This is a genomic window from Streptomyces sp. BE20 (assembly GCF_036322525.1).
Lineage (GTDB): Bacteria > Actinomycetota > Actinomycetes > Streptomycetales > Streptomycetaceae > Kitasatospora.
The window spans coordinates 162521-184564 of sequence record NZ_JAQYWW010000587.1 but is presented as its reverse complement, the minus strand read 5'-3'; the positions used below and the strand labels follow the sequence as shown (position 1 = coordinate 184564).

At 71.6% G+C, this 22044-nt stretch carries 18 protein-coding genes and 1 pseudogene; 8 read left to right on the top strand and 11 right to left on the bottom strand.

Features of this window, described 5'->3' with window-relative positions:
• Window positions 1–338 precede the first annotated feature (338 nt).
• The 5 genes and pseudogenes from PUR61_RS11530 to PUR61_RS11515 form a co-directional block, all read right to left on the bottom strand.
• Window positions 339–1952 (bottom strand): peptide chain release factor 3, encoded by a 1614-nt coding sequence (locus PUR61_RS11530; RefSeq protein ID WP_329878486.1) that lies wholly within the window; start codon window positions 1950–1952, stop codon window positions 339–341.
• Between the two features lie 66 nt (window positions 1953–2018).
• Window positions 2019–2195: a hypothetical protein gene (locus PUR61_RS11525; protein ID WP_329878484.1), complete on the bottom strand. Its 177-nt coding sequence runs from the start codon at window positions 2193–2195 to the stop codon at window positions 2019–2021.
• 293 nt (window positions 2196–2488) lie between these two features.
• Window positions 2489–2692: pseudogene (locus PUR61_RS45290) on the bottom strand (hypothetical protein); the annotation flags it as partial.
• Window positions 2693–3313: 621 nt separating this feature from the next.
• The gene (locus PUR61_RS11520; RefSeq protein WP_329878482.1) at window positions 3314–4288 is read right to left on the bottom strand and encodes a sialidase family protein; all 975 of its coding nucleotides are present in this window, start codon (window positions 4286–4288) and stop codon (window positions 3314–3316) included.
• 79 nt (window positions 4289–4367) lie between these two features.
• Window positions 4368–4721: a hypothetical protein gene (locus PUR61_RS11515; protein WP_329878480.1), complete on the bottom strand. Its 354-nt coding sequence runs from the start codon at window positions 4719–4721 to the stop codon at window positions 4368–4370.
• Window positions 4722–5117: 396 nt separating this feature from the next.
• On the opposite strand from PUR61_RS11515, the gene PUR61_RS11510 reads away from it, so the two are divergent.
• On the top strand, window positions 5118–5261 hold the full coding sequence (locus tag PUR61_RS11510) for a hypothetical protein (RefSeq protein ID WP_329878478.1): 144 nt from the start codon (window positions 5118–5120) through the stop codon (window positions 5259–5261).
• 288 nt (window positions 5262–5549) lie between these two features.
• On the opposite strand, the gene PUR61_RS11505 is transcribed toward PUR61_RS11510, so the two are convergent.
• Window positions 5550–6464, bottom strand: coding sequence for a peptidoglycan-binding domain-containing protein (locus PUR61_RS11505; RefSeq protein ID WP_443035152.1), 915 nt, complete (start codon window positions 6462–6464; stop codon window positions 5550–5552).
• A gap of 78 nt (window positions 6465–6542) precedes the next feature.
• Window positions 6543–6905: a peptidoglycan-binding domain-containing protein gene (locus tag PUR61_RS11495; protein WP_329878476.1), complete on the bottom strand. Its 363-nt coding sequence runs from the start codon at window positions 6903–6905 to the stop codon at window positions 6543–6545.
• Between the two features lie 532 nt (window positions 6906–7437).
• Between PUR61_RS11495 and PUR61_RS11490 the strand changes: the two genes are divergently transcribed.
• Window positions 7438–7905, top strand: coding sequence for a helix-turn-helix domain-containing protein (locus tag PUR61_RS11490; protein ID WP_329878474.1), 468 nt, complete (start codon window positions 7438–7440; stop codon window positions 7903–7905).
• Between the two features lie 56 nt (window positions 7906–7961).
• On the opposite strand, the gene PUR61_RS11485 is transcribed toward PUR61_RS11490, so the two are convergent.
• The 3 genes from PUR61_RS11485 to PUR61_RS11475 all read right to left on the bottom strand — a co-directional run bounded on the left by PUR61_RS11485 (window position 7962) and on the right by PUR61_RS11475 (window position 10479).
• Window positions 7962–8681 carry a peptidoglycan-binding protein gene (locus PUR61_RS11485; protein WP_329878472.1) on the bottom strand — a complete coding sequence of 240 codons (720 nt, stop codon included), beginning with the start codon at window positions 8679–8681 and terminating at the stop codon, window positions 7962–7964.
• A 197-nt stretch (window positions 8682–8878) separates the two neighbouring features.
• Window positions 8879–9958: a peptidoglycan recognition protein family protein gene (locus PUR61_RS11480; protein WP_329878470.1), complete on the bottom strand. Its 1080-nt coding sequence runs from the start codon at window positions 9956–9958 to the stop codon at window positions 8879–8881.
• Window positions 9959–10113: 155 nt separating this feature from the next.
• The gene (locus tag PUR61_RS11475) at window positions 10114–10479 is read right to left on the bottom strand and encodes a peptidoglycan-binding domain-containing protein (RefSeq protein ID WP_329878468.1); all 366 of its coding nucleotides are present in this window, start codon (window positions 10477–10479) and stop codon (window positions 10114–10116) included.
• Between the two features lie 351 nt (window positions 10480–10830).
• On the opposite strand from PUR61_RS11475, the gene PUR61_RS11470 reads away from it, so the two are divergent.
• Together PUR61_RS11470 and PUR61_RS11465 are read left to right on the top strand one after the other, a co-directional pair.
• Window positions 10831–11481, top strand: a complete 651-nt coding sequence (locus PUR61_RS11470) for an SDR family NAD(P)-dependent oxidoreductase (RefSeq protein ID WP_329878466.1) — start codon at window positions 10831–10833, stop codon at window positions 11479–11481.
• Window positions 11482–11917: 436 nt separating this feature from the next.
• Entirely contained in the window at window positions 11918–13942 is a 2025-nt protein-coding gene (locus PUR61_RS11465; protein ID WP_329878464.1) for a transglycosylase domain-containing protein, read from the top strand.
• Between the two features lie 41 nt (window positions 13943–13983).
• Here the strand turns inward: PUR61_RS11465 and PUR61_RS11460 are convergent, their stop codons facing one another.
• Entirely contained in the window at window positions 13984–15225 is a 1242-nt protein-coding gene (locus PUR61_RS11460) for a hypothetical protein (RefSeq protein ID WP_329878462.1), read from the bottom strand.
• Window positions 15226–16259: 1034 nt separating this feature from the next.
• On the opposite strand from PUR61_RS11460, the gene PUR61_RS11455 reads away from it, so the two are divergent.
• The 4 genes from PUR61_RS11455 to PUR61_RS11440 all read left to right on the top strand — a co-directional run bounded on the left by PUR61_RS11455 (window position 16260) and on the right by PUR61_RS11440 (window position 21974).
• Complete coding sequence (locus PUR61_RS11455; RefSeq protein ID WP_329878460.1) at window positions 16260–17066, top strand: methyltransferase domain-containing protein; 807 nt, start codon at window positions 16260–16262, stop codon at window positions 17064–17066.
• Window positions 17067–17144: 78 nt separating this feature from the next.
• The gene (locus tag PUR61_RS11450; RefSeq protein WP_329878458.1) at window positions 17145–19166 is read left to right on the top strand and encodes an ABC transporter ATP-binding protein; all 2022 of its coding nucleotides are present in this window, start codon (window positions 17145–17147) and stop codon (window positions 19164–19166) included.
• Window positions 19150–20982 carry an ABC transporter ATP-binding protein gene (locus PUR61_RS11445; protein WP_329878456.1) on the top strand — a complete coding sequence of 611 codons (1833 nt, stop codon included), beginning with the start codon at window positions 19150–19152 and terminating at the stop codon, window positions 20980–20982. Before PUR61_RS11450 ends, PUR61_RS11445 begins: the two co-directional genes overlap by 17 nt.
• Window positions 20982–21974, top strand: coding sequence for a transglutaminase domain-containing protein (locus tag PUR61_RS11440; protein WP_329878454.1), 993 nt, complete (start codon window positions 20982–20984; stop codon window positions 21972–21974). The genes PUR61_RS11445 and PUR61_RS11440 overlap by 1 nt, the downstream gene beginning before the upstream one ends.
• Window positions 21975–22044: the final 70 nt, after the last annotated feature.

The following is a 22044-nucleotide window of genomic DNA, read 5'->3' as shown; positions in this document are numbered from 1 at the left end:
CGGCGCTGACCGCGCAGCCCTCCGGGACGACCGCACCCCTGAAGCGCCCGTTGCGGTTAGCCGGGAGCTCCAGCTCACCGCCGAGCCCGACGATGGCGGCGAGCAGGTGAGCGTGGTGGTGGCGTGCGACGGCCTCGAGCAACGCGGGGCGGCCCTGGCGCCACCCGACGTCCTCGGTCCGGCCGGCGGCGGTGGCTCAGCCGGGTAGCGGTCGGCCTTCGGTTGCCGTGGTGAGCGCGCGGCCCAGCTCGCCGAGCGACTGCTGCCAGTCGGCCACCTGCCCGAGCAGGCCGCGCAGCAGCTTGTCGACGGCGGCCGCCGGGCCGAGAGGCCGGCGATCAGTCCGCCGTGGCGATCAGCGGCTGGAGCAGGATGTCGGGTTGGGCGCGCTGGAAGGCGTTCAGCTGCCATTTGTCGGCGAACAAGGCCAGCAGCACGTCATCCGAGCGGCGGGTGAGCACCTCGCCGCTGATCAGGCGGGCTTTGGCCAGGGCAGCGGCGCCGTCGGCGTCAGTGATCCGGGCCAAGCGGTAGGAGAGCTGGTCGAGGGCGATTGGGGAGGAGAACTCGTGCTCCATCCGGTGCAGGATCACATCGAACTGCATCGGGCCGACCGCAGCCATGACCGGCGCCTGGTCGCCACGTCGGTCGGAGACCAGCACCTGGATCACGCCTTCCTCGTCGAGTTGGGCGACGCCCTTGCGGAACTGCTTGGACCGGCTGATGTCCTTGGGCCGTGCCACCGCGAAGTACTCGGGGGCGAAGGCGGGCAGCGGGGGAAACTCGGTCTTCTTGCCGGTGAAGAGGGTGTCGCCGACCCGCAGCGCGCTCGCGTTGATCAGGCCGACCACATCGCCGGGGTACGCGGTGTCGACCACGGTGCGCTCGGCTCCGAAGACGGTGTGCGCGTACTTGGTTGCGAACGAGCGGCCGCTGGCCGCCCGGGTGACGTGCATGCCGCGCTCGAAGACGCCGGAGCAGACGCGGACGAAGGCGATCCGGTCGCGATGGGCCGGGTCCATGTTCGCCTGGATCTTGAACACCAGGCCGGAGAACTCCTCGCCGACCTCGCGGCTGCCGCCCTTGGCCAGCTGGCGGGGCCCGGGAGCCGGAGCGAGGTCGACCACGGCGTCCAGCAGGAGCTTCACACCTATGTTGGTCAGCGCGGCGCCGAAGAAGACCGGGCTGATCTTGCCGGCCTCGAAGGCCTCCTGGTCGTAGCCGGGGCCGGACGAGAGCACCAGCTCCAGCTCCTCCAGCGCGGTCGTCCAGGCTTCGCCCTCCTGCTCGGCGGCCTTCTCGGAGGTGAGCTGCTCCTCGAGGGCGGCGTGCGTGCCGGCTGGCACCTTGGTGTAGCGCAGCATCTGCTCGGTGTTCCCCGCTTCGACCAGGCCGCGCAGGTTGCCCGCGCTGCCCACCGGCCAGACGACCGGGACGGGGGTGATCCCGAGGTGCGTCTCGATGTCCTCGAGCAGGGTGAGTGCATCCTGGCCGCGCCGGTCCCACTTGTTGATGAAGGTGATCACGGGGACGCCGCGATGGCGGCAGACCGCGAAAAGCTTGCGGGTCTGCTCCTCCAGGCCCTTGGCCGCGTCGACCAGCATGATCGCGCAGTCGACGGCGGCCAGCACCCGGTAGGTGTCCTCGGAGAAGTCGGCGTGGCCGGGGGTGTCGATCAGGTTCATCACGTGGCCGCGATAGCCGAACTGCAATGCGGCCGAGGTCACCGAGATACCGCGCTCGCGTTCCAGTTCCATCCAGTCGCTGGTCACGCCGCGTCGATCACCCTTGGCGTGCACCGCACCGGCAGAAGTGATCGCCCGCGCGTGCAGCGCCAGCGCCTCGGTGAGCGTGGACTTGCCCGCGTCCGGATGGCTGATCACAGCGAAGGTCCGTCGGCGGCCGGCCTCATGAAGGACCTGCGGGACGGGGATCGACTGTACGGTGCTCACGTGTTTCCTCGGGTACGCATCGGCAGCAGGCCGGGTGACGCCTCTCCGTACCTGGTGAGCCGGGGATCAGGTCCGCAGGCCCAGAAAGCGATAATAGGCTGTCGGGCGGCGTGGCCCCGAATTCCCGTTCCTGGGGGAGAGGCTGATCCAGGCGCGGCTGGCCTCGGTCTTGGGCCGGCCGAAGGCCAGGCCGTTGTTGTTGACGGCGGCGAGCGTCCAGCGGACGAAGAGCCGGCGGTCCATGAGGTGGACGTCCGACCAGTGCAGGGCGAGGACCTCGCCGCTGCGCTGGCCAGTACCAAGGATGACCTCGAACAGGTCGGTGAGCCGGCCGGCGTACTGCTCGGCGTTGTGCCGCAGGAAGCTCGCGGCCCCTTCCGGAGTCCAGCAGGCACGCTCGGCGGCGCGGGGCTTTGGTGGGACGGAGTGCTTGACCGGGGTAGCGCAGCCGCCGGGAGGAGACGGCGTCGTTCAGCGCGTTGCGCAGCGTGGACGCGGCCGCGCCCGGCCTCCAGCTGGGCGGCGATCCACTCGTCAACGTGATGGGGACGAAGGTCGAGCAGCCGGATGTGGCCGAACGCCGGGATCAGGTCGTGCTTGACCCACGCCACGTAGCCGGCGTAGGTGCTCGGCGACAGGTGCGCCCGCCACGTGACCAGCCACTTGCGCGGGTAGCTCGCCACCTTGGTTCGGCGGTTCTCGTACACCCTGCGCAGCTCACCGTCCAACACCGCCCGCATCTCCCGCAACGCCTCCGCATGGCTGGCGAAACCGCCCCGGCGGCGGACCCGACGCCGGCCGTCCTCCTTCACCAGATCCATCGCATACGTCCACGCCCTGTGCCTCGAATCCCGGGCCAGCAGGGGGCACCACGGACCCAGCTGCTTCCGGTTACCGTCCGAACAACCACACCGCCGGTACACCCGGCCACGCTGCGCACGCCGTCCCACGAGCTTCTCCTTCTTGCACTCGGTGAGCTTGAGTCCAAGGTCGCTGCCCGGCCCGGTGAGTCGGCAGAGCGCGCGGGAAGGGACGCGAGGCATGTCAGTGCGTCGGCCGCGAGTTAAGTGGGTCAAACTGGTTCATATAGGATCATTTCCAAGGCTTTTCTGGCGCCTGCTGCTTGCCGTGGAGTGACTCGGGCAGCCTCGGAGCGGCTTGTCGGCGGCCATCTCGAGGCGATGGCAGTTGCGGTGTGTTACCAGTGGCGGGTGATCTGGCTGTCGCGTTGGAGTTTCTCGAGGTGATGAGTGAGGGCTCGGCCGGCTTCCAGGACCCGGAGCGCGTCGTGGTGGAAGTAGTGTGCCTGGTGGGCGTGGGGGTGCCCGTACTGGCAGTCATGCTTCGTCGGATCTTAGCCTTCAGTATTTGCGGAAGTAGATGAGTTGGCCAGCTTCCCCGCCGGCCGCACCCTCGGAGGGGATGAAAAGGCTGACAAGAAGAGCATCGGCGCCAGCGGGGGTCTTGACCTTGGTGATGCTCGGGTTGGCGAAGGCGACACTTCCAGCGTGTGTATGGATATCGGTCCTGTCTGCATTGCCGGTCGTGTAGTCGTATACGAATGTCCTCCAGGATTCGAATCTGTTGTTCTCGTACTGCCCCTCGATCAAACCGAACGGAAACCCCTTGAAACTTGTAGAATCCCGGTCGCCGATGTTTCCTTGAACGCCCCAGTGCAGGAGGGAATTGTCGAAGGTCGACTGGGTCGACGCTGACCAGGAGGTGAAATTGGTAAGCTTTGCGCGCATTTGTCGGTCGACTTTGCAGTTCGCATAGTAGTGCCCCCCGATGTCGATGACCGAGTGGTCGATATCAGGGTTCAGGGTTACTGAGTAGATGTTTGGGGTTCCTTCGGCGCAGGGCGAAAGGGAGCGTGGAGCGTCGAACTGGCGAGAGGCCGAAGCCGTAAGGAGATTTGTTCGATCGGTGTAGTAGTGCACGGCAATGTGATTGCTTGGATCCTGCTCCCAGGCGACCAGATAGCCGCCGTTGGCGACCTCGCTGATCGTCGGTTGCGAACTGCCGGCGCCGAAGTCCTGAGTGAACGTCCAGTTGAGGAGGTCGGTAGAGGTCGCGATTGCCGCGTGGAAGCGCCCGTCGGCTCGCATGGTGTGGTAGACGGCCAGGTAGCCGCCGGTCCCGTCTTGGATGATCTTTGCGGCATCCATGCTCCTCCCGGCGCTGTCCGTCGCCTGGTAGCGATAGCCGTCGGCTTGGACAACGTTCTCGACGAGGGCGCGCAGCTCGGCACGTGGCACGTCCGATGGCGGTGTGGCTTGCGCGAGCGGAGTTGAAGCCAATGTGAGAAATGGAGTAAGAAGAGCGACGATTTTCATGGATTGAACGTCCGCCTCATCTGTATCGGCTGAGGCCGCGCCGCTGGATCGCGACGCGGCCTCAATATGGCTACGAGCCTCAGGCGACGTAGCCGGTCTGAGTGATAACACCGTACGACGTGTTGATCAGCTGGAGCCTGCAGCCCTTGCCGGAGCCCACGCCGAAGAAGTAGGAGCTGCCCGAGCCGGCGGCGGCATTGAAGAAGCCGAGATCGTAGTAGTACGTGCTGTCGCGGCACTCAAGCTTGAAGCGGACGGTCCTCGTGGAGCTCGAGGAGTAGTAGGCGTCGTAGCCGTTGTTGATGCTGGTGATCACGAGGCCGCCACCGTTGGTACTGGTTTCCGCACTCGCGCTGGTGGCCATGGCCGTCATGCCGCCGGCGAGTGTGGCCGTAGCTACGGCTACGGCCGCAATTCGCTTTGCAAGCTTCACGTGATTTACCCTCCAAATCCTGACCCCGATGGTCAGTATGCTGAGGAGAATCTACTTCGTCCACGTCGACACGGGTGAACCTTTTTCTGCAAACATGAACATTCGGCCATTACTTTACGTGCCCCTGTCGGATATGCCGCTACAGGCTGCGAGCGCAATGGTGGGCTTATCATCTCTTTGGGCACATGTCCGGTGACCAGCCGGCCTGCGGCGCTCAAGGCTTCCCGTCACTTTTGGCTGAATGCCGATCGCGGTGGTCCGACCCCGACAGCGCGTCAGGTCCACCGACCGGCAGGGGCCACATCACTGAAGTTCCACCCCGCGGTTGGACACCTGAACAGCGGGACAGGTGAGCCGGAGGAAGTAGCTTCAGGTGGGAACCAAGCAGAGGGTTCGGTGGAGGTTCGCGCCGGCGGCGGTGGCGCACAGTCCGATACCACCCACAGCCACATCTGCCAGGACGCCGACCCCGCCGGGCTGATCCGGCTGCCCGGACCGGACGTCGACGAGGCCCCCGAGGTCGTCGGGGCGGACCTGTAGGACCGGGTGGTGTTCGGCAGCGGGGACGACGCGGTGCTGTCCGAGCTTTTCGGCCTCGACACCCCGTACTCGCAGCGCGCGGACGAGGCCCGGGCGCTCCTGGTAGCGCTGGAGATGAAGATTGTGGCCGGCGAGGCCGGTGAGCAGGAGCGGGCGCGCTACCGCCGGTTGAAGTGGGCGCTGACCAGCTCGCCGTCCGCCCGATTCCCCGTGGCCGTGAAACGGACGGCCCCGAGGGGCACCGGACGCATCCGGTGCCCCTCGGGGTGTGGTCGTGCCGGGTGGCCGTCAGCCCGTGAAGGTCACGTCCCAGTGGTTGCCCTCGTTGGCGTAGACGTTGCCCGAGGGGGCGGTGTAGAGGGTGGCGCCGTCGCCGCGTACGCCGCTGTAGGCGAAGTTGCCGGTGATGTGGTTGGTCAGGCAGCTCGCCATCGCGAAGTCCAGCTTGTAGCCGTTGGCGTGGCTGTAGGTGCCGGCGGCGTGGCCGGTCTCGGTGCCTCCGGTGACGGTCAGGCCGCAGCCGCCCACGGCGTGCTTGAGCGCGACGGCGCCGTCCGCCGAGGCGCGGCGCAGGCCGTCGAAGGAGGTGCAGTTGCTGCTGTTGCGGTTGGAGCAGTTGCCCGAGGAGGACCAGGTGATGCCCGCGGAGGAGAGCAGCGAGGCGGCCTGGGACTGGCTGAGCAGGTCGCCGCTGCCGCCGCCGGTGCCGCCGCCCCCGCCGGAGAGCAGGGCGGACCAGGTGGCGGGGCCGACGATGCCGTCCACCGGGCTCAGGTTCGCGGACTGCTGGAAGCCGCGCACCGAGGAGTCGGTGCCGGCTCCGAAGGCGCCGTCCACGGCGAGGTTGGCGCCGCGGGCGTTCAGCTGGACCTGGAGCGCCTTGACGGCGTCGCCGTTGTCGCCCTGGCGGACGGTGACGATCAGCTTCGGCCAGGTGGCGCCGCCGACGATGCCGTCCACCGGGCTCAGGCCGTTGGCGCTCTGGAAGCTCCTGACCTTGGCCTCGGTCGCGGGGCCGAACGCGCCGTCGGCGCCGGTCGCGTAACCGCGGGCGTTCAGCAGGTACTGGACGGTGGACACCTTGGCGCCCTGGTCACCGCTGCGGACGACGGGCCAGCTCGCGGCGTGGGCGGCGGGGACGGACAGCACCGCCGCCAGGAGGGCGGCGAAGACCGCGGCCACTGCGGCCGGGAAGCGCTTCACGGAAGTTCCTCACTTCTGCTGAGGGGGACGAGGGGGAGAGGAGGAGCCGTCGGCGGACGGCCCCGGGAACCGGCCGGGCTACCAGGTCGGCAGGTTCTCCCAGCAGGTGGTGCCCCAGGCGTGCTCGTTGTGGACGATCACCTCCAGCAGCTGGGAGCCGGTCTGGACGCCGACGATCCCGTCCACGTCGAGGTGCTTGGCCTGCTGGAACTGGCGCACGGCGGTCTCGGTCCGGGCGCCCCAGATGCCGTCGGTCTGGAGGCCGGAGTGCAGGGAGGCGTTCAGTGCGAGCTGCACGCACTTGACGCCGGTCCCCCGGTCGCCGTAGGCGATCTCGCCGACCGAGGGCCGCGCGCCGGCCGTGCCTGCCAGGACGGTGACCGAGAGGGCGGCGGTGGCCGTCACGACGGCGGCGCGCTTGATGACCGGGAACACGGGCATGGCGGGGCTCCTGGGAGTCGTGGGTGAGGGCGGCCGCAACAACCGCCGGTTGCCGACACTAGGAAGCCCCGAAGACGTCCCTCGATCGTTTCGCGTCCCTGGGACGCCCTCCCTCACGGGCGCGCCGGCCGGGGACGGAGGCGGAGCCGCCGCGCCTGGTCGGGCGCGCTGCGCGCCGGCCCCGTACCGCGGGCGGCGACGGCGTCCCACGACGCCGCTCCGAGGCCCGCGGCGTCCCAACCTGTGCCGTGCCGGTGTCCCAAACCGCAGCTCAGGGCGGTGGCATACGTCGTACCCGTCCCAGATCCCGGAAGATCGTGGATCCCCGGCCCCGGGATGTCACACAGTGGATCAAGCCGTAGCACGTGACCCGGGGTGGGTCGTGCTGCGGGAGGGCGCACCGCGGGGGGCGGGGGCTCGGCCGCCGGGAGACCGGTACGGCCCGTGGGGACCGGCCGGTGGGAGTGCGGCCCGGCACCCGGCTCCGTCGCGCGTCCTCGATCGCACCGGAACGACCTGGGGGATACAAACGATGGACCACGTTCTTCTGTCCGGCGGCACGCCGAAGGGCCCTGCCGACCGGCTCTCCGAGGAGCTGCAGTCACTGAAGTCCTCGTCCGGCCTGACCTACGCCCGGATCAGTGAGCGCACCCACTACGCGAAGTCCTCGTGGGAGCGGTGGGTGAACGGCAAGCAGTTCCCGCCGCGTGACGCCGTCGAGCGGATCGCCGCCGTCTGCCAGGCCGACGAACGGCGTCTGCTGGAGCTGTGGACCCTGGCGGAGGCCTGCCGCACAGCGGCCGCCGCACCGGCTGCCGCACGGGGCGCCACCGGGGGCTCCGGGGCGCCCGGCGAGGGGGACGCCGCCTCGCAGGACCGCCGGCAGATGGCCCTGTGGTCGCTGACCGTGCTGGCACTGGCCCTGACGGCGGGTCTGGCGCGGTCCGTCGCCCAGGGGCGGGAGCTGCGGCGCGGCGCCCTTCCCGGCGGCGGCGTGTAGGGACGACGCGGGCAGGGCCCCACCCCGCCCGGGGTGGGGCCCTGCCCGCGTGCGGCTCAGTACCAGTTGTGGGACTGCCAGAAGCTCCACGCCGAGCACGGGTCGCCGTAGCGCGACTTGATGTAGTTCAGGCCCCAGCTGAGCTGGGTGGCCGGGTTGGTCTGCCAGTCGGATCCGGCGGACGCCATCTTGGTGGCGGGCAGTGCCTGCGGTATCCCGTACGCGCCGGACGAGGGGTTGGTCGCGTAGACCTTCCAGCCGCTCTCGTGGGTGTAGATCTGCTCCAGGCAGCCGAACTGCCCGCTCACGCTCCAGCCGAGGGCGGGGAACTTCCACTGCGCGGTGATCCGCACCGTCCGGGCGATCCCCAGCGCGTTCATGGTCGCGGGCCCGGCGATGCCGTCGGCGCCGAGCCCGTGCGCCCGCTGCCAGGCGGTGACGGAGGAGGTCGTCCCCGCGCCGTAGGCCCCGTCGGCGCCGGAGCCGGCCGCGCGCTGGACCTCGGCGACCTTGTTGTGGAGGGCGAGCTCGGTCCTGGGGCCGTACACGCCGTCCTCGTCGAGCCCGTTGTCGCGCTGGAAGCCGCGGACGGCGGCGGTGGTGGCCGGGCCGTAGTCGCCGTCGACGCCGCCGCTCGCCAGGTAGCCGATCCCGACCAGGTTGCGCTGGATCCAGGTGGTCGAGTCGACGGCCTGCGCCTGTGCGGGCAGCAGGGCGAAGGCGACGAGAGCGAGCACGGCCACGGCGAGGCCGCGCAGGGCTGCGATGTGTTTCACGGACATCCCTTCCGGTGCGCCTGTCGGTCGATCAGGCGGTGCCGCTCACTCTCGGCCCGGGCCCTGGCGTCCCACCACGGTCCTTGGCGTCCCGGGGACGTCCCCGGGACGGCGGAGGCCGGCCCGGTGCGACGGCTCCGGCGCCGCTCGCGGTGACCTGGTCCGCGGGCGGCGCCGGAGCCGTACGGCATCGGGCGTCAGGCGAGCAGCCGGCTCCACGTCCGGGCGTCGACCACGCCGTCGGCGGGCAGCGACGCCGCGCTCTGGAAGGACGCCACCCCGGACTGCGTCCCGGGGCCGAAGGCGCCGTCGACCGTCACCGTGACGCCGTGCGCGACCAGCTGGCTCTGCACCGCGGTCACCGCGCTGCCCGAGGCCCCGCGCGCGAGCGGCGCGACCGCCTGGCTCCACGTCTGGTTGCCCGCGACGCCGTCCGCCGAGGCGTGCACCGTGTTCTGGAAGGCCGTGACGGCGCTGCGGGTGGCGGGACCGAACGAGCCGTCCACGGTCAGGGAGGCGCCCCGCTGCACCAGCAGGTACTGCAGGGTCTTCACCCGCTCGCCCGAGGCGCCGCTGCTCAGCACCGGCCACACCGGGCCGGTCGGGTCCCCGCCGATCTGGGCGGCCACGTCGCGGCGCAGCTGCGGGATCAGCGCGTACAGGCGGTCGCCGGGGCACTCGGTGGCGTTGAAGTCGCGGTGCCCGTAGATCTGGTAGGCCCGCAGCCCGTACTGGCGGCAGATGTGGGTGATGAGGGCGACCAGCGCCGCGTACTGCTCGCTGCGCGGGTCGACGGTGCTGTAGGTACCCTCGTTCTCGATGCCGATCGCCACCGTGTTCTGCCCCGTGCAGTGGGCGGACTCCACGTGCTGGGTGCCGCCGGCCAGCGTGGACAGGCTGTTGTGCCGGCCTTCCGTGATGTACGCGCCGCGGCTGACGGTGAAGTGCTGACCGGTGTCGATCCAGCCCTCGCTGTCCATCTGGTAGGTCTGCATCGACCTGGCGAGCGAGAACGCGGCGGCCTGCGAGTAGTTGGTGACGTTGGCGGTCGCGGTGTGGTGCACGATCACCTTGTCCGGCGCGCCGGGCAGGATGCCGAGCGGGCCGGACGCGGGTCGGGCGCCCCAGACGGCCGTGGAGGCGATCGCCGGGCCGGTGGCGGCGCGTGCCGCCCCGGCGGGGAGCGTGGCGGAGACCAGCGCGCCGGTGCCGAGCGCGAAGGCGCCGGCGAGCACCGAGCGGCGCCCGGGGTGGGAGGGGATCGGGTCGGTGGTCATGTCGAGGGCTACCTGGTCCTTCGGAGGAGGAGGGGAGGTCCGGGGGTGCGGCGGAGCACCGCTGCCCCCATGCCTGCTGACGGCACGAGGGCAGCGGTGGGCCGCCCGGATCCGGCGGTCGGGTCGTCCGGACGGCGGGGCGTCCGGGCGGCGGCTCAGCCGCTGGTGGGGATGACCGTGGGGCAGAACTCGATCTGGACCAGGTTGCCCGAGGGCTTGAGGTAGCCGTAGTACAGGGCGTCGCCGGTCTTCGGACCGACGATGCCGTCCGCCCCGAGGCCGCGGTTGTGCTGGAAGTCGGTCAGTGCCGCGTAGGTCGCGTTGCCGTACTGGCCGTCGACCGCGATGGAGTACCCCGCGTTGCGCAGCCCCTGCTGCACGCAGGCGACCCCGTCGCCGCGCTGGCCGGGCTTGACGTACGGGACGCCCCGGTCGGCGTGGGCGACGCCGGCGAGCGCGGTGACGGCGACGGCCGCCGCGCCGAGGGTGACGGCTCCGCGCCGGAACACGTGCTTGATCATGGAAGGTTCCCCCATCTCGGAAGCGGTCACGGGCCGCCCCGGCGGGGAACTCCCCCCGGTTCTGCGGTCCGTGACTCGGACACGGCCCATGCTCGGCGCCGCGCCACCCGTCCCACCAGGGTTCTCCCGTCCCTGGGACGTCCTGGGGCGGCCGGGGGAGAGCGGCCTGGGCGTCCGCCCCCGTCCCTGACGGTGACCGTGACGTCGTACCGGCCGTTCCGGTACGACACCGCGTGGAAGAAGCCGGTGGTGCTGCCTCGTCCGACGTGTCCGCGAGACCGCCGCGGGGGAATGTGCCGGTGGCTCCCGCGTGTTGGCGGTGTCAGGGATCGTACGGACGGGGAGGACGGCATGGCCGGAGCAGTGATGGTCGGAGCGGGGCCGGGGATCGGGCAGGCGGTGGCGCTGCGGTTCGCGCGGGAGGGCCTGCCGGTCGGCCTGGTCGCGCGGAGCGGGGCGACGGCCGAGGCGGTGGCCGGGGCCGTGCGGCGGATCGGCGGCAAGGTCGCGGTGCGCACCGCCGACAGCACGGACGAGCAGGCGCTGCGGGCCGCGCTCGACGGGCTGGCGGAGGAGCTGGGGCAGCCGGACGTACTGGTCTACAACGCGGCGCTGGTCCGGCCGGACGCCGTCGGCGAGTGGTCCGCCCGCGAGCAGCTGGACGCCTGGGCGGTCAACGTGGTGGGCGCGCTGACCGCCGCCGCGCACGTCGCACCCGGGATGGCGGAGCGCGGGCGGGGCACCGTCCTGGTGACCGGCGGCATGCCCGAGCCGAGGCCGGAGTACGTCAGCCTGTCCCTGGGCAAGGCGGGCGTGCGCACGCTCGTCACGCTGCTGGACCAGACCTACGGCGCGGCGGGTGTGCACGTGGCCAGTGTGACGGTGGCCGGTGCGGTCGCCCCCGGCACCGCCTTCGACCCGGACGACATCGCGGAGCACTACTGGCGGCTGCACACCCAGCCGCGCGCGGGCTGGGAGCAGGAGGTGGTTCACGGGGGCTGACGTCGGGTCGCGAGGTCTTCTGCCGCAGGGCGCCGCGCAGGCGCAGCAGTTCGCGGTGGTGGGATCGCGCGACCGTCGCCTGTCGGATCGCCCGCCCCGGACCGCCCGCCCCGCCCGCCCCGGCCGACGGACACGGGCCCGTCCCCCTCGGCGTCGTACCCGGCTTGGGCTGCGCCATCCCGTCGGCCCGCGCCTGGTCGGGACCTACCGCCACCTCCGGGACCGGGCGCCCGGGCGGGGCGGGCCGTCGGTTCCGGCGGGCCCTGCCCAAAGGGGCTGGCTGAGCATCAAATTCCTTTCTCTGCTGCCCTCGTGACCACCGGTGACATGCTTCTGTGAGCATGATCACACCGACCGCCGCTGCCGTGGCCCGACCCTCACCGCATCTATCCGTTCGAAGGGGTTCTGTACCCACGGACGAAGCGGAGAACGGACTGTGCGTGCACAGCGAGGTGGCGGGGTCGAGACGGAGAAGCCCGGACGCCGACGGCGGAAGCCGCCGCCGCGGCGGCTCCTACGGTGGGTCGACTACCCGCGCAGGGGGCGGCGCGGAGTCCGGCGCTGGCTGCCCTCCTGGCGGCAACTGCTCCTGGCGGTGGTGCTGGGCGTCCTCGGCCCGACCGGGTGGCTGGCCTGGTTCTACACCGTCACGCAGGTGCCCGTGGACCTCAACGCCTTCGCCACCCAGCAGAACAACGTCTACTACTGGGCGGACGGCACCGAGATGGCCCGCATCGGCGAGACCAACCGGCAGGAGGTGCCGCTCGACGGCGTCCCCGAACCGGTGCGGTGGGCCGTACTCGCCGCCGAGAACGAGACCTTCTACTCGGACCCGGGGATCTCCGCCAAGGGCATCGGCCGCGCGCTCTGGCAGCTGGTCTCCGGCGGCGAGACCCAGGGCGGCTCCACCATCACCCAGCAGTACGTCAAGAACATCTACCTCAACCAGCGCCAGGACTTCTCCCGCAAGCTCAGCGAAGCCGTCATAGCCGTCAAGCTCGACGACCGGATGAGCAAGGACGACATCCTCGCGGGCTACCTCAACAGCAGCTGGTTCGGCCGCGGCAGCTACGGCATCCAGCGCGCCGCCGCGGCCTACTACGGCAAGGACGTCTCCCAGCTCGACGTCAGCGAGGGCGCCTTCCTCGCCGCCCTGCTCAAGGGCGCCGGGCGGTACGACCCGGCACTGGGGGCGGCCAACCACGAACGGGCCGAAGAACGGTGGGCCTGGACCCTGGACCGGATGGTCGAGACCGGAAAGCTCTCCCGCGCCGACCGTGCCCGGTACACCGTCTTCCCCGAACCCAAGCCGCAGCCGAAGTCCGCCGGCCTCGGCGGTCAGGTCGGCTACCTGGTCGACCTGGCCAAGTCCTACATGGAGAGCCACACCGACATCACCCCCGCCGAGTTCGACCTCGGCGGCCACCAGATCCACACCACCTTCGAGAAGCCCAGGGTGACCGCCCTCGCCGCCGCCGTCCAGGAAGCCACGAAGGACATCGACCCCGGCGCCCGGGACACCGACAAGCTCCTCAAGGTCGGCGCCGCCTCCGTCGCCCCCGACGGGCGGATCGTCGCCCTCTACGGCGGCCCCGACTACCTCAAGCAGGGCTTCAACAACGCCAACACCTCCACAGTGCCGCTCGGTTCGGCCTTCACCCCGCTGGTCTACGCCGCCGGGCTCGACCAGGGCGTGCAACGCGCGCGGGGCGCCACCCGTACCCCGGTCACCCCCGGCACCACCTACAACGGGGACAACGGGGTGAACGTGATGACCCCGGAGGGCCCGTACTGGGGACGCGACGGCAAGATCGCCAAGACCGCCAACGACGGCAAGCGTGACTGGGGCCAGGTCACCCTGCGCGGAGCCGTCGAGCAGTCCGTCAACGGGCCGATCATGCAACTCGGCCTGGACATCGGCCTCGAACGGGTACAGAAGACCGCCGCCGCCCTCGGCCTCCTCCCCAGCGTCATGGGCGAACTCAGCCCCGGCTTCGCGGTCGGCAACTCCACCCCCAGCGCCATCCGCACCGCCGACGCCTACACCGCCTTCGCCGCCGGCGGCAGCCGCACCGACCCGTACTCCGTTCTCCGCGTCACCCGCAACGGTGAGCCGCTCACGCTGCGCCTGCCCACCGCCGTCCAGGCGCTGTCACCGGCCGTCGCCGCCGAGGTCGACGCGGCCCTCAAGGGCGCAGTCCGCGGCGGCAGCGCCGGCTGGGCGGCCGAAGCGGGGTCCGATCCGGCAGCGAAGCCCGGCACCACCCCGGACCGCACGGCGGGGTGGGCGGTCGGCTACAGCGGGCAGCTCGCCACGGCGGTCACGGTCTTCCGGGCCGACCTGCGGGACATGAAGCTGCTGTCCCTCGAAGGACTGGGCGGTGCCGCCCCGGACACCCTGGACTCGACGCTGCCCGGCCGGATCTGGAGCACGTACGTGAAGGCGGCGGGCGGGCGGTAGGAGGACCGGGCGGCCGCGGTCCCGCAGCCGCCCGGCGGTCGTCACTTCACCAGCCGCGACCAGTCCGCCGGCTGCCCCGGATCCAGTCGGCGCAGTTGGTCCAGCACCTGCGGGTCCTGGGCGTCCAGCCAGTCGGCGACCTGGCGGAACGAGGCGCAGCGGACCTCCTCACGCTTGCAGACGCTCTTGATCACGTCCTCGACCGCCTGCATGTAGATGCCGCCGTTCCAGTCCTCGAAGTGGTTGCCGATGAACAGCGGGGCCCGGCTGCCGTTGTAGACCCGCTCGAAGCCGGCCAGGTAGCTCTCCCGGGTCGCCTTCTCCCAGGTGTCGAACTTCTTCGGGTCGCCGTTCGTGGTGTTGCCGGACTGGCCGGCCAGGTAGTTGAAGTCCATCGAGAGGTTCTGGGAGGTCGTGCCGGGGTTCGGCAACAACTGCAGCGGGAAGTTCCAGACGCCTTCCTTCTTCACCGGCCACACCTGGAACTCGCCGGGCGAACTGGCGTCGTAGCGGAAGCCCTTGGCCTTCTCGACGGGCAGCAGGTTCTTCTGGCCCTCCAGGCAGGGGGCGCGGCCGCCCACCAGCTCCTTGGTGTAGTCGAAGGGGAACGGTGGGAGGTCCTTGTAGCCGGTGTTGGTACGCCAGTTGGTGACGAAGGATATCGCCTGGTCGAGTTCGGACGTCCACTCCTCGTTGGACCAGTCGCCGCCCCCGCCGGGCTGCGGGCCGCAGAAGTGCCCGTTGAAGTGGGTGCCGATCTCGTTGCCGTCCAGCCAGGCCAGGCGGAGCTGCTCCAGGGTGTCCTTGATGTGGGCGTTGGTGGCGAAGTCGATCGACGCCGCGCCCGCGTCGTGCTTCGGGGGGCGGTAGAGCGTGCGTTTGGACTTGGGAAGGAGGTAGAGGCCGGAGAGGAAGAACGTCATCTGGGCCTTGTTCTCGGCGCCCAGCTTCCGGAAGCGGGAGAAGAGGCGGTCGTCGCCCTCCAGGGCGCCGTCCCAGGAGAAGACCACGAACTGCGGCGGCTTCTCCCCGGGCTTCAGCCGCTCGGGTTCGGGCTGCTTGGGCTGCGGGCCGGTGTCGGAGGTGGAGCCGTCACCGAGCAGCTTGACCTGGCCGTCCCAGGTCGGCGAGGGCGTGGGGGCCGGGGCCGGGGTCTCGGCGGGGGACGAGGGCGTGGGGCTCTCGGGCAGGCTGCCGGTGGCGGTGGGTCTGCTCCTGGACGTGGGACATCCCGTGCTCAGGACGAGCGCCGACGCGACCCCCGCCGCCAGCACCCAGGTCACACCGCGAGTAGTCCGCACCGTGCCTCCGTCAAATCGCCCGACAGTTCAGTCACTGCACTGATAGGACGTGATGGATAGTCACAAAGGTTACACGGATGGCAGATTGAGAGTTCGTTGGAGCGGGTGTCGGCCGTGAGGAGTGAGCAGGGCTCCGTGCGGTCCGGCGGAAGTTCCCGGAATCCGTCACTGAGCTCGCGTCAACGGAGCCCGGAAGGACGTCCGGGCAGCGTCGTGGGAGGAGTCGTCGAGTGTCTCGCAGTCCGGTGGAGTCGGGGCTCGACAGAGCGGGCGAAGGTGGCTCCCGGGGCGGGTTTTCGCCCCGGAAGCCACCTGGGCCGGTGGCGTGCGGTGCCGGACGGGACCGCGTCACGCGGTCGGTGTCGGGCGGCGCGCCGCCTTCGCGGGGGCGCCGGTCAGGACGGGTGCCCCCGTTTGCGGGCCGGCGGTCAGGCCTTCTTGCTGAGCACGATGTCGAGCTCGGTGACCCGAGCCTCGAACTGTGCGAGCTCCTCGTTGGTCGGAGCGGGACGCGTAGCCATGTATTTCACCCCCGTTCCCCTGATTCGGCGGCGGCCGTGGACCGGCCGCCGTGCGACGGTGTCGGTCGACCGTCAGGGCTTCTTGGCGAGTGCGATGTCGAGCTCGGTGACCCAAGCCTCGAACTGCGCGAGCTCCTCATTGGTCGGAGCGGGACGCGTAGTCATGGATTCCACCCCCTTCCTTGATCCATTAGGCGGTGACGCTAACACGTTGCATGTTCACATCAGCAATGTGATGCGCGTCACGGCGAGGGTGGCCGGGGGTGCGGTGATCATCACGCTCGACGGCGTACATGTCATGCGGTTAGAGTCTGGCGAAGATCAATCAGCCGGCGCTGACGGGGATGCCGGGTTGCCGCCGCCGGGACACCGGCCGCGATGGCCCGCGGGCGCCGGGACCGCGGCCGTTCGAGTGCTCGACGCGAGCTCCTCACGACCGGTCCCGCCGTCATGCCCGCTCACGCCACCAGAGGGGGAGTCCGTATGCAGGCAGGGGTGATCGGAGCCGACCTGCGCGCGTTCGCGGCCGTCGACGACGCGGAGGACCCGGTCCCGCTGATCCGTGCGCTGGACGTCGGCAAGTCCTACCCGGGCATGCGCGGCGCCGAGGCCGCCATCATGGCCGCCCTGCGGCTGGACGGCGCCCGGGCGGTGCTGGACGTGGGCTGCGGCCTCGGTTCGGACGCCATCGGGACGGCGGCCGAGCTGGCGCCGGGCACGCGCGTCACGGGGATCGACGTCAGTCGCACCATGGTCGCCGAGGCGGGTCGCCGGGCGGCCGAGGCGGGCGCGGACGTGTCCTTCGTCTGCGGCAGCGCGCTGGACCTCCCCTTCGCCGACGGCGAGTTCGACCGCTGCCGGGCGCAGACGCTGCTGCAGCACGTGCCCGACGCGCCGCGGGCGATCGCCGAGATCGCGCGGGTCCTGCGGCCCGGCGGCCGGGCGGTGGCCTTCGAGTTCGACCTCGGTTCGACCGTCCTCGACCACCCCGACCGGGCGACCACCCGGACGGTCCTCGACTACGTCGCCGACGCCGCCCTGCAGGGCTGGATCGGGCGGCAGCTTCCCCGGTTCTACCGGGAGGCGGGCTTCACCGACATCGCGGTCGAGCCGCACCTGGTCTTCAACGACTACGCGTTCTTCCTGTTCACGATGCGCCGGCCGCTGGCCCAGCTCGTGAAGGACCGCGTCCTGACGGCGCGTCAGGTCGTGGCATGGAAGGGACGGTTGGAGCAGATGCACGCGGAGGGTCACTACCTCGGCGGCACCACCGGCTACCTGGTCTCCGCCACCCGGACCTGACGCGCGTCCGCACCGCGGTCGGCCGCAACCGGCCCACCGTCATCGAACAGTTCCACCGCACCGAGGAAGTGTCATTCCGTGCCCACCCAGCAAGACGGCGATCCACCCGTGACGGCCTCCGCGACCGCGGCGGCCACCGAAGGAACGGAAGGCGCGGAAGACGCGGAAGGAACGGAAGGCGCGGCGGCCACCGAGGCCGGGGGAGCCGTCGGCCCCGGATCGTGGATCGCCCGGCTCCGTGCGCGCGACGAGTGGACGTTCTTCGCCGTCCTGCCGCGCGCGCACCGGGGGCTGGCCGTCGCCTGGTGGACGCTGATCGTCCTGCGCGGTGCGCTCCCGGCGCTGTTCGCCGTCACGGTGGGCCTGCTGGTGGACGCCATCGACGACCACACCTCCCCGACCGGCCCGCTCTGTGCCGCCGGCGTCGTGTTCGTGCTCTTCCGGCTGCTGGTGCCCTTCCACTCCCTGGTCGGTACGGCGCTCGGCGAACGGCTCTCCTGCCTGCTGCACGACCTGCTGGTGGAGAGCACCACCGCGCCCGACGGCATCGCCCACCTGGAGTCACGGGAGCTGGCCGACAAGCTGGCCGGCGCCCGCGACTTCGACCAGGGGACCGTCGGACCGCCGATGGCCATCTCGGTCGGCCTGATCGCCGGCGGCCTGGTCGAGGCCGCCGTCGGCATCGGCCAGCTCGTCGTGCTCGCCGCGTACACCTGGTGGGCTCCGCTGCTGGTCGGCGGCGCCTGGACCGCGACGCACTGGCTGCTGCGCGAGAGCAGTTTCTGGGACCGCAACTCCGGCGAGGTGCTGGAGGCGCAGCGGCGCTCCGACTACACGTACAAGCTGGCCGTCGAGGCCGCCGCCGCGAAGGAGCTGCGGATCTTCGGCCTGGGCGGCTGGGTCGTCGACCAGTTCACCGCCAACCGCCGCCGCCTGGTCGAGCTGCGCTGGGAGACGACGCGGCTGAAGCAGCGCCCGCTGCGCTGGACGATCCTGCTGCTGGTCGCCGCCAACGGCCTGGTGCTCTGGTCGCTCGCCCGGGACGCCGTCTCCGGCGCGGTCGGGACCGGCGAGGTGGTCGTCTTCGCACAGGCCGTGGTCGGCGCGAGCGCGATCGCCTTCGGCGGCCTGAACTGGGCGTTGCCGCCCGCCGCGGGCTCGGTCGCCGCCGTGCTGGCCCTCGGGCCCGCGATGGCGGAGACCGGTGGGCTCGCCGACGGGGACCGCGGCGCGAAGGCGGCACCCGGCACGGAGCCGGCCCCGCGCCCGACGACGGAGCCCGGCCCGACGACGGAACACGGTGCGGAAACGGCGGTCGGCGTGAAGGCGGCGGTCGGTGCGGAGGTCCGCTTCCGGGGCGTCGGCTTCCACTACCCGACCGACTCCCGGCCGGTGCTCTCCGGGCTCGACCTCACTGTCGAGGCCGGCCGCTCGCTCGCGATCGTCGGCCTCAACGGCGCGGGCAAGACCACCCTGGTCAAGCTGCTCTGCGGCCTCTACGAGCCGACCCGCGGCACCATCGAGGTGGACGGCACCGGGCTGCACCGGCTCGACCTCACCGCCTGGCGCCGCCGGGTCACCGCCGTCTTCCAGGACTTCAACCGCTACGAGCTGCCGCTGCGCGCCAACGTCGCGCCGCTCGGCGCCCCCGACGAGGTGATCGGGGCCGCGCTGGCCGACGCCGGAGCCGCCGACCTCGCCGGCCTCGACACGGTGCTCGCCGCCGGCTACGAGGGCGGCCGGGACCTCTCCGGCGGCCAGTGGCAGCGCGTCGCCGTGGCCCGCGCCCTGTGCGCCGTCCGCCAGGGCGCCGAGGTCGTCGTCCTCGACGAGCCCACCGCGCAGCTCGACGTCCGGGGCGAGGCCGAGATCTTCGACCGCATCCTGAAGGCCACCGAGGGCTGCACCACCGTCCTCATCTCCCACCGCTTCTCGACCGTCCGGCACGCCGACCGGATCTGCGTCCTGGAGGACGGCCGGGTGGCCGAGCTCGGCACCCACGACGAGCTGATGGCCGCCCGAGGGCGCTACCGGGAGATGTTCGACCTGCAGGCGTCCCGTTTCGACTCCGAGGAGGAATCCGATGGCATCGTCCTCTGACGGGCTGCCCTCGTCCGCCAGGTCGCTGGTGCGTTCGCTGAGCCTCGGCTACCGGGCGAGCCCGCTGCTGATCGTGGTGGCCTGCGCGACCGCGATCGCCGCGGCTGCGCCGGACGCGCTGTTCGCCGTCGGCCTCGCCGCGCTCATCCACGCGGTGATCGACCAGGACGGCGGCGGCATCACGGCCGCCGCGCTGTTCCTGGGAGCCCTCGCCACCGGCGGGTGGCTGCTGGGCATCGTCAGCGACCGGGCCAACCGCCGCTTCGCCGACCGCGCGGCGGTGTTCGTCGAGTCGCACGTCGCCCGGCTGCAGTCGACCGTCTCCACGCTGGAGCACCACGAGCGGGCCGAGCACGCCGACCGCATCTCGGTGCTGCGCAACCACGCCGGCGCGCTGAGCTACCTCTACCAGGAGCTGTTCGGGACGGTCGGCGCCGTCATCCGCCTGGTCATCACGCTGGCCCTGCTCATGTCGGTCGACCCCTGGTACGGGCTGCTCGGCGCTGCGGCCGTCCCGGGCGTGCTGGTCTCCGGCTGGCGGTCGGGCATCGACAAGAAGGTCGAGGAGGCCGGCGCCCAGCACGAGCGGCGGGCCCGCCACCTCTTCACCCTGGCGACGTCGGCCGCCGCGGGCAAGGAGATCCGGGTGGCCGGGGTGCAGCGCTGGCTGTACGAGGCCCGGCGGGACGCCTGGCACCGCCGCTACGAGCCGCTGGCCCGCACCCGCTGGGTCTCCACGCTCTGGCAGGCGGCGGCCCAGTCCGTCTTCGTCGGGTCCTTCGTGCTCGTCGTGGTGCTCGCCGCCCGGGACTCCGGCGCGGGTGCGGCCGACACGCTGCTGCTCCTCACCGCCGGTAGCCGGCTGGCCCAGTACGTCGGGCAGACCGTCAGCCACGTGCAGTTCTACCGGACCATCTGGCTCGACGTGTCACGCCGGCTCACCTGGCTGGAGGACCTCGCCGCCGCCGAGACGGTGGGCGCCGACCAGCGCGTGCCCGCCCGGCTGCGCGACGGCATCCGCCTGGAGAACGTCTCGTTCCGCTACCCCGGGGGCGAGCGGTCCGTCCTGGAGGACGTGACCCTGCACCTGCCGGCCAGCAGGGTGATCGCGGTGGTCGGCGAGAACGGCGCCGGCAAGACGACCCTGGTCAAGCTGCTCTGCCGGTTCTACGCCCCGACCTCGGGCACGATCGCGGTGGACGGCGCCGACCTCGGCAGGATCGCCCCCGCCGAGTGGCGCGCGCGGATCAGCGGCGCCTTCCAGGACTTCTTCAAGTTCGAGTACCCGGTGCAGCAGGCCGTCGGCGTCGGCGACCTCGCGCGGGTCGACGACCCGGCCGCCGTGCGGGGCGGCGTCGCCCGGGCCGGCGCCGAGGAACTGGTCGCGGGCCTGCCCGACGGCCTCACCACGCAGCTCGGCCCGTCCTGGGAGAACGGTGTCGACCTCTCGCACGGTCAGTGGCAGAAGGTCGCGCTCGCCCGGGGCTTCATGCGGGACGACCCGCTGTTGCTGGTCCTCGACGAGCCGACGTCCGCGCTCGACGCCGAGGTGGAGCACGCGCTGTTCGAGCGCTACGCCGAGGCCGCCCGCAGCGCCGCCGACGACGAGTCCGGCCGGATCACCGTCCTGGTCTCGCACCGCTTCTCCACCGTCCGGATGGCCGACCTCATCGTGGTCGTCGACGGCTCCCGCGTCGTCGAGTACGGCTCGCACGCGGAGCTGATGGCGCGCGGCGGCCAGTACGGCGAGCTGTACGAGATCCAGGCATCCTCCTACCGCGAGGGCGCGCGCGCCGTCCCGGCGGAGGCGCGCTGATGGCCCCGCCCGCCCGCAGGCCGCGGCCGGTTCCCGACGGTGCGACCCTGCGTGCGGTCGTGGACCGGATCGTGCGGGTGCCCGACCGGTTCCGCTCGTTCACGTCCACCGCGGCCGACGCAGCCCGGCACTTCGGCATCGACGAGGCGCTGCTCACCGCGCTCACCGACGAGGGCCTGCCCTGCGGTGGGGCAGGTGGGGCAGGTGGGGCAAGTGGAGCAGGTGGGGCAGGAGTGTCGGGTGGTTCCGACGGTTCCGGGGGCGTCCGGTACGACCAGCTGGACCTGGCCAACGCCTCACTCTCGCTGACGCTGCCCTCCGCCCGGTTCATGGCCATGCGGGGCTGGTCGGCGGCCCTGCGCACGGCGGCGGGCGCACACGGAGCGGCCACCTACGCGGTGGACGTGCTGCCGGCCTGCCCGCCAGGCGCGGGCGAGCACGGCTGCCGTTCCCTGGCCTCGGCCGAACTGCGCGCGCAGCCGGGGTTCACCGGCCCGGCGGGCGGCCCGTTCACGCTCACCCGGCAGGTGCGGGCGCAGCCGGCGCAGGTCCACCCCGAGCTGGCCGAACTCACCGGCCTGGTCGCGGACGTGCACTTCCACTACCTCCCGGCCGGGCTCCGGAACGACGTGGGCTTCCTGCGGGACGCCCGGCTCGGCGACTGCGGTCTCGTGGCCACGCACCTCGCCGGGGAGGCGTCGCGGCTGGGGCTGACGGCGCGCCGCTCGTTCGGCCTCTTCCTGTCGGCGCCGTACTCGATCGCGCACTCCTGGCTGGACGTGCGGCTGGACGGCCGCTGGGTCTCCTTCGACCCGCACCTGCTGAAGCTGCTCACCGGGTGGGGCCTTCTCCCGGCCTCGGAGTGGCCGGCGCACCGTTCGATCGGCGAGGGCGCCTGGCGGCTGGCGGACCACGAGTTCGTGCTCGCGACCCACGACGGGGCGGAGACGCCGCTCTCCTTCCCCACCCGGGTCCTGGCCGGATCGATCTGACGGACCCGACGGGAAGGCCGGGCCCGAGGCCGGTCGGGCCCGAGGCCGATGCCCGGCCGATACCCGGCCG

What these genes read in the sequence shown, in the direction of transcription:
- PUR61_RS11480 (WP_329878470.1), bottom strand. Translation starts at nt 9,958, where the DNA reads ATGACCACCGACCCGATCCCCTCCCACCCCGGGCGCCGCTCGGTGCTC.
- PUR61_RS11495 (WP_329878476.1), bottom strand. Translation starts at nt 6,905, where the DNA reads ATGCCCGTGTTCCCGGTCATCAAGCGCGCCGCCGTCGTGACGGCCACC.
- PUR61_RS11520 (WP_329878482.1), bottom strand. Translation starts at nt 4,288, where the DNA reads ATGAAAATCGTCGCTCTTCTTACTCCATTTCTCACATTGGCTTCAACT.
- PUR61_RS11470 (WP_329878466.1), top strand. Translation starts at nt 10,831, where the DNA reads ATGGCCGGAGCAGTGATGGTCGGAGCGGGGCCGGGGATCGGGCAGGCG.
- PUR61_RS11440 (WP_329878454.1), top strand. Translation starts at nt 20,982, where the DNA reads ATGGCCCCGCCCGCCCGCAGGCCGCGGCCGGTTCCCGACGGTGCGACC.
- PUR61_RS11445 (WP_329878456.1), top strand. Translation starts at nt 19,150, where the DNA reads ATGGCATCGTCCTCTGACGGGCTGCCCTCGTCCGCCAGGTCGCTGGTG.
- PUR61_RS11490 (WP_329878474.1), top strand. Translation starts at nt 7,438, where the DNA reads ATGGACCACGTTCTTCTGTCCGGCGGCACGCCGAAGGGCCCTGCCGAC.
- PUR61_RS11475 (WP_329878468.1), bottom strand. Translation starts at nt 10,479, where the DNA reads ATGATCAAGCACGTGTTCCGGCGCGGAGCCGTCACCCTCGGCGCGGCG.
- PUR61_RS11525 (WP_329878484.1), bottom strand. Translation starts at nt 2,195, where the DNA reads ATGGACCGCCGGCTCTTCGTCCGCTGGACGCTCGCCGCCGTCAACAAC.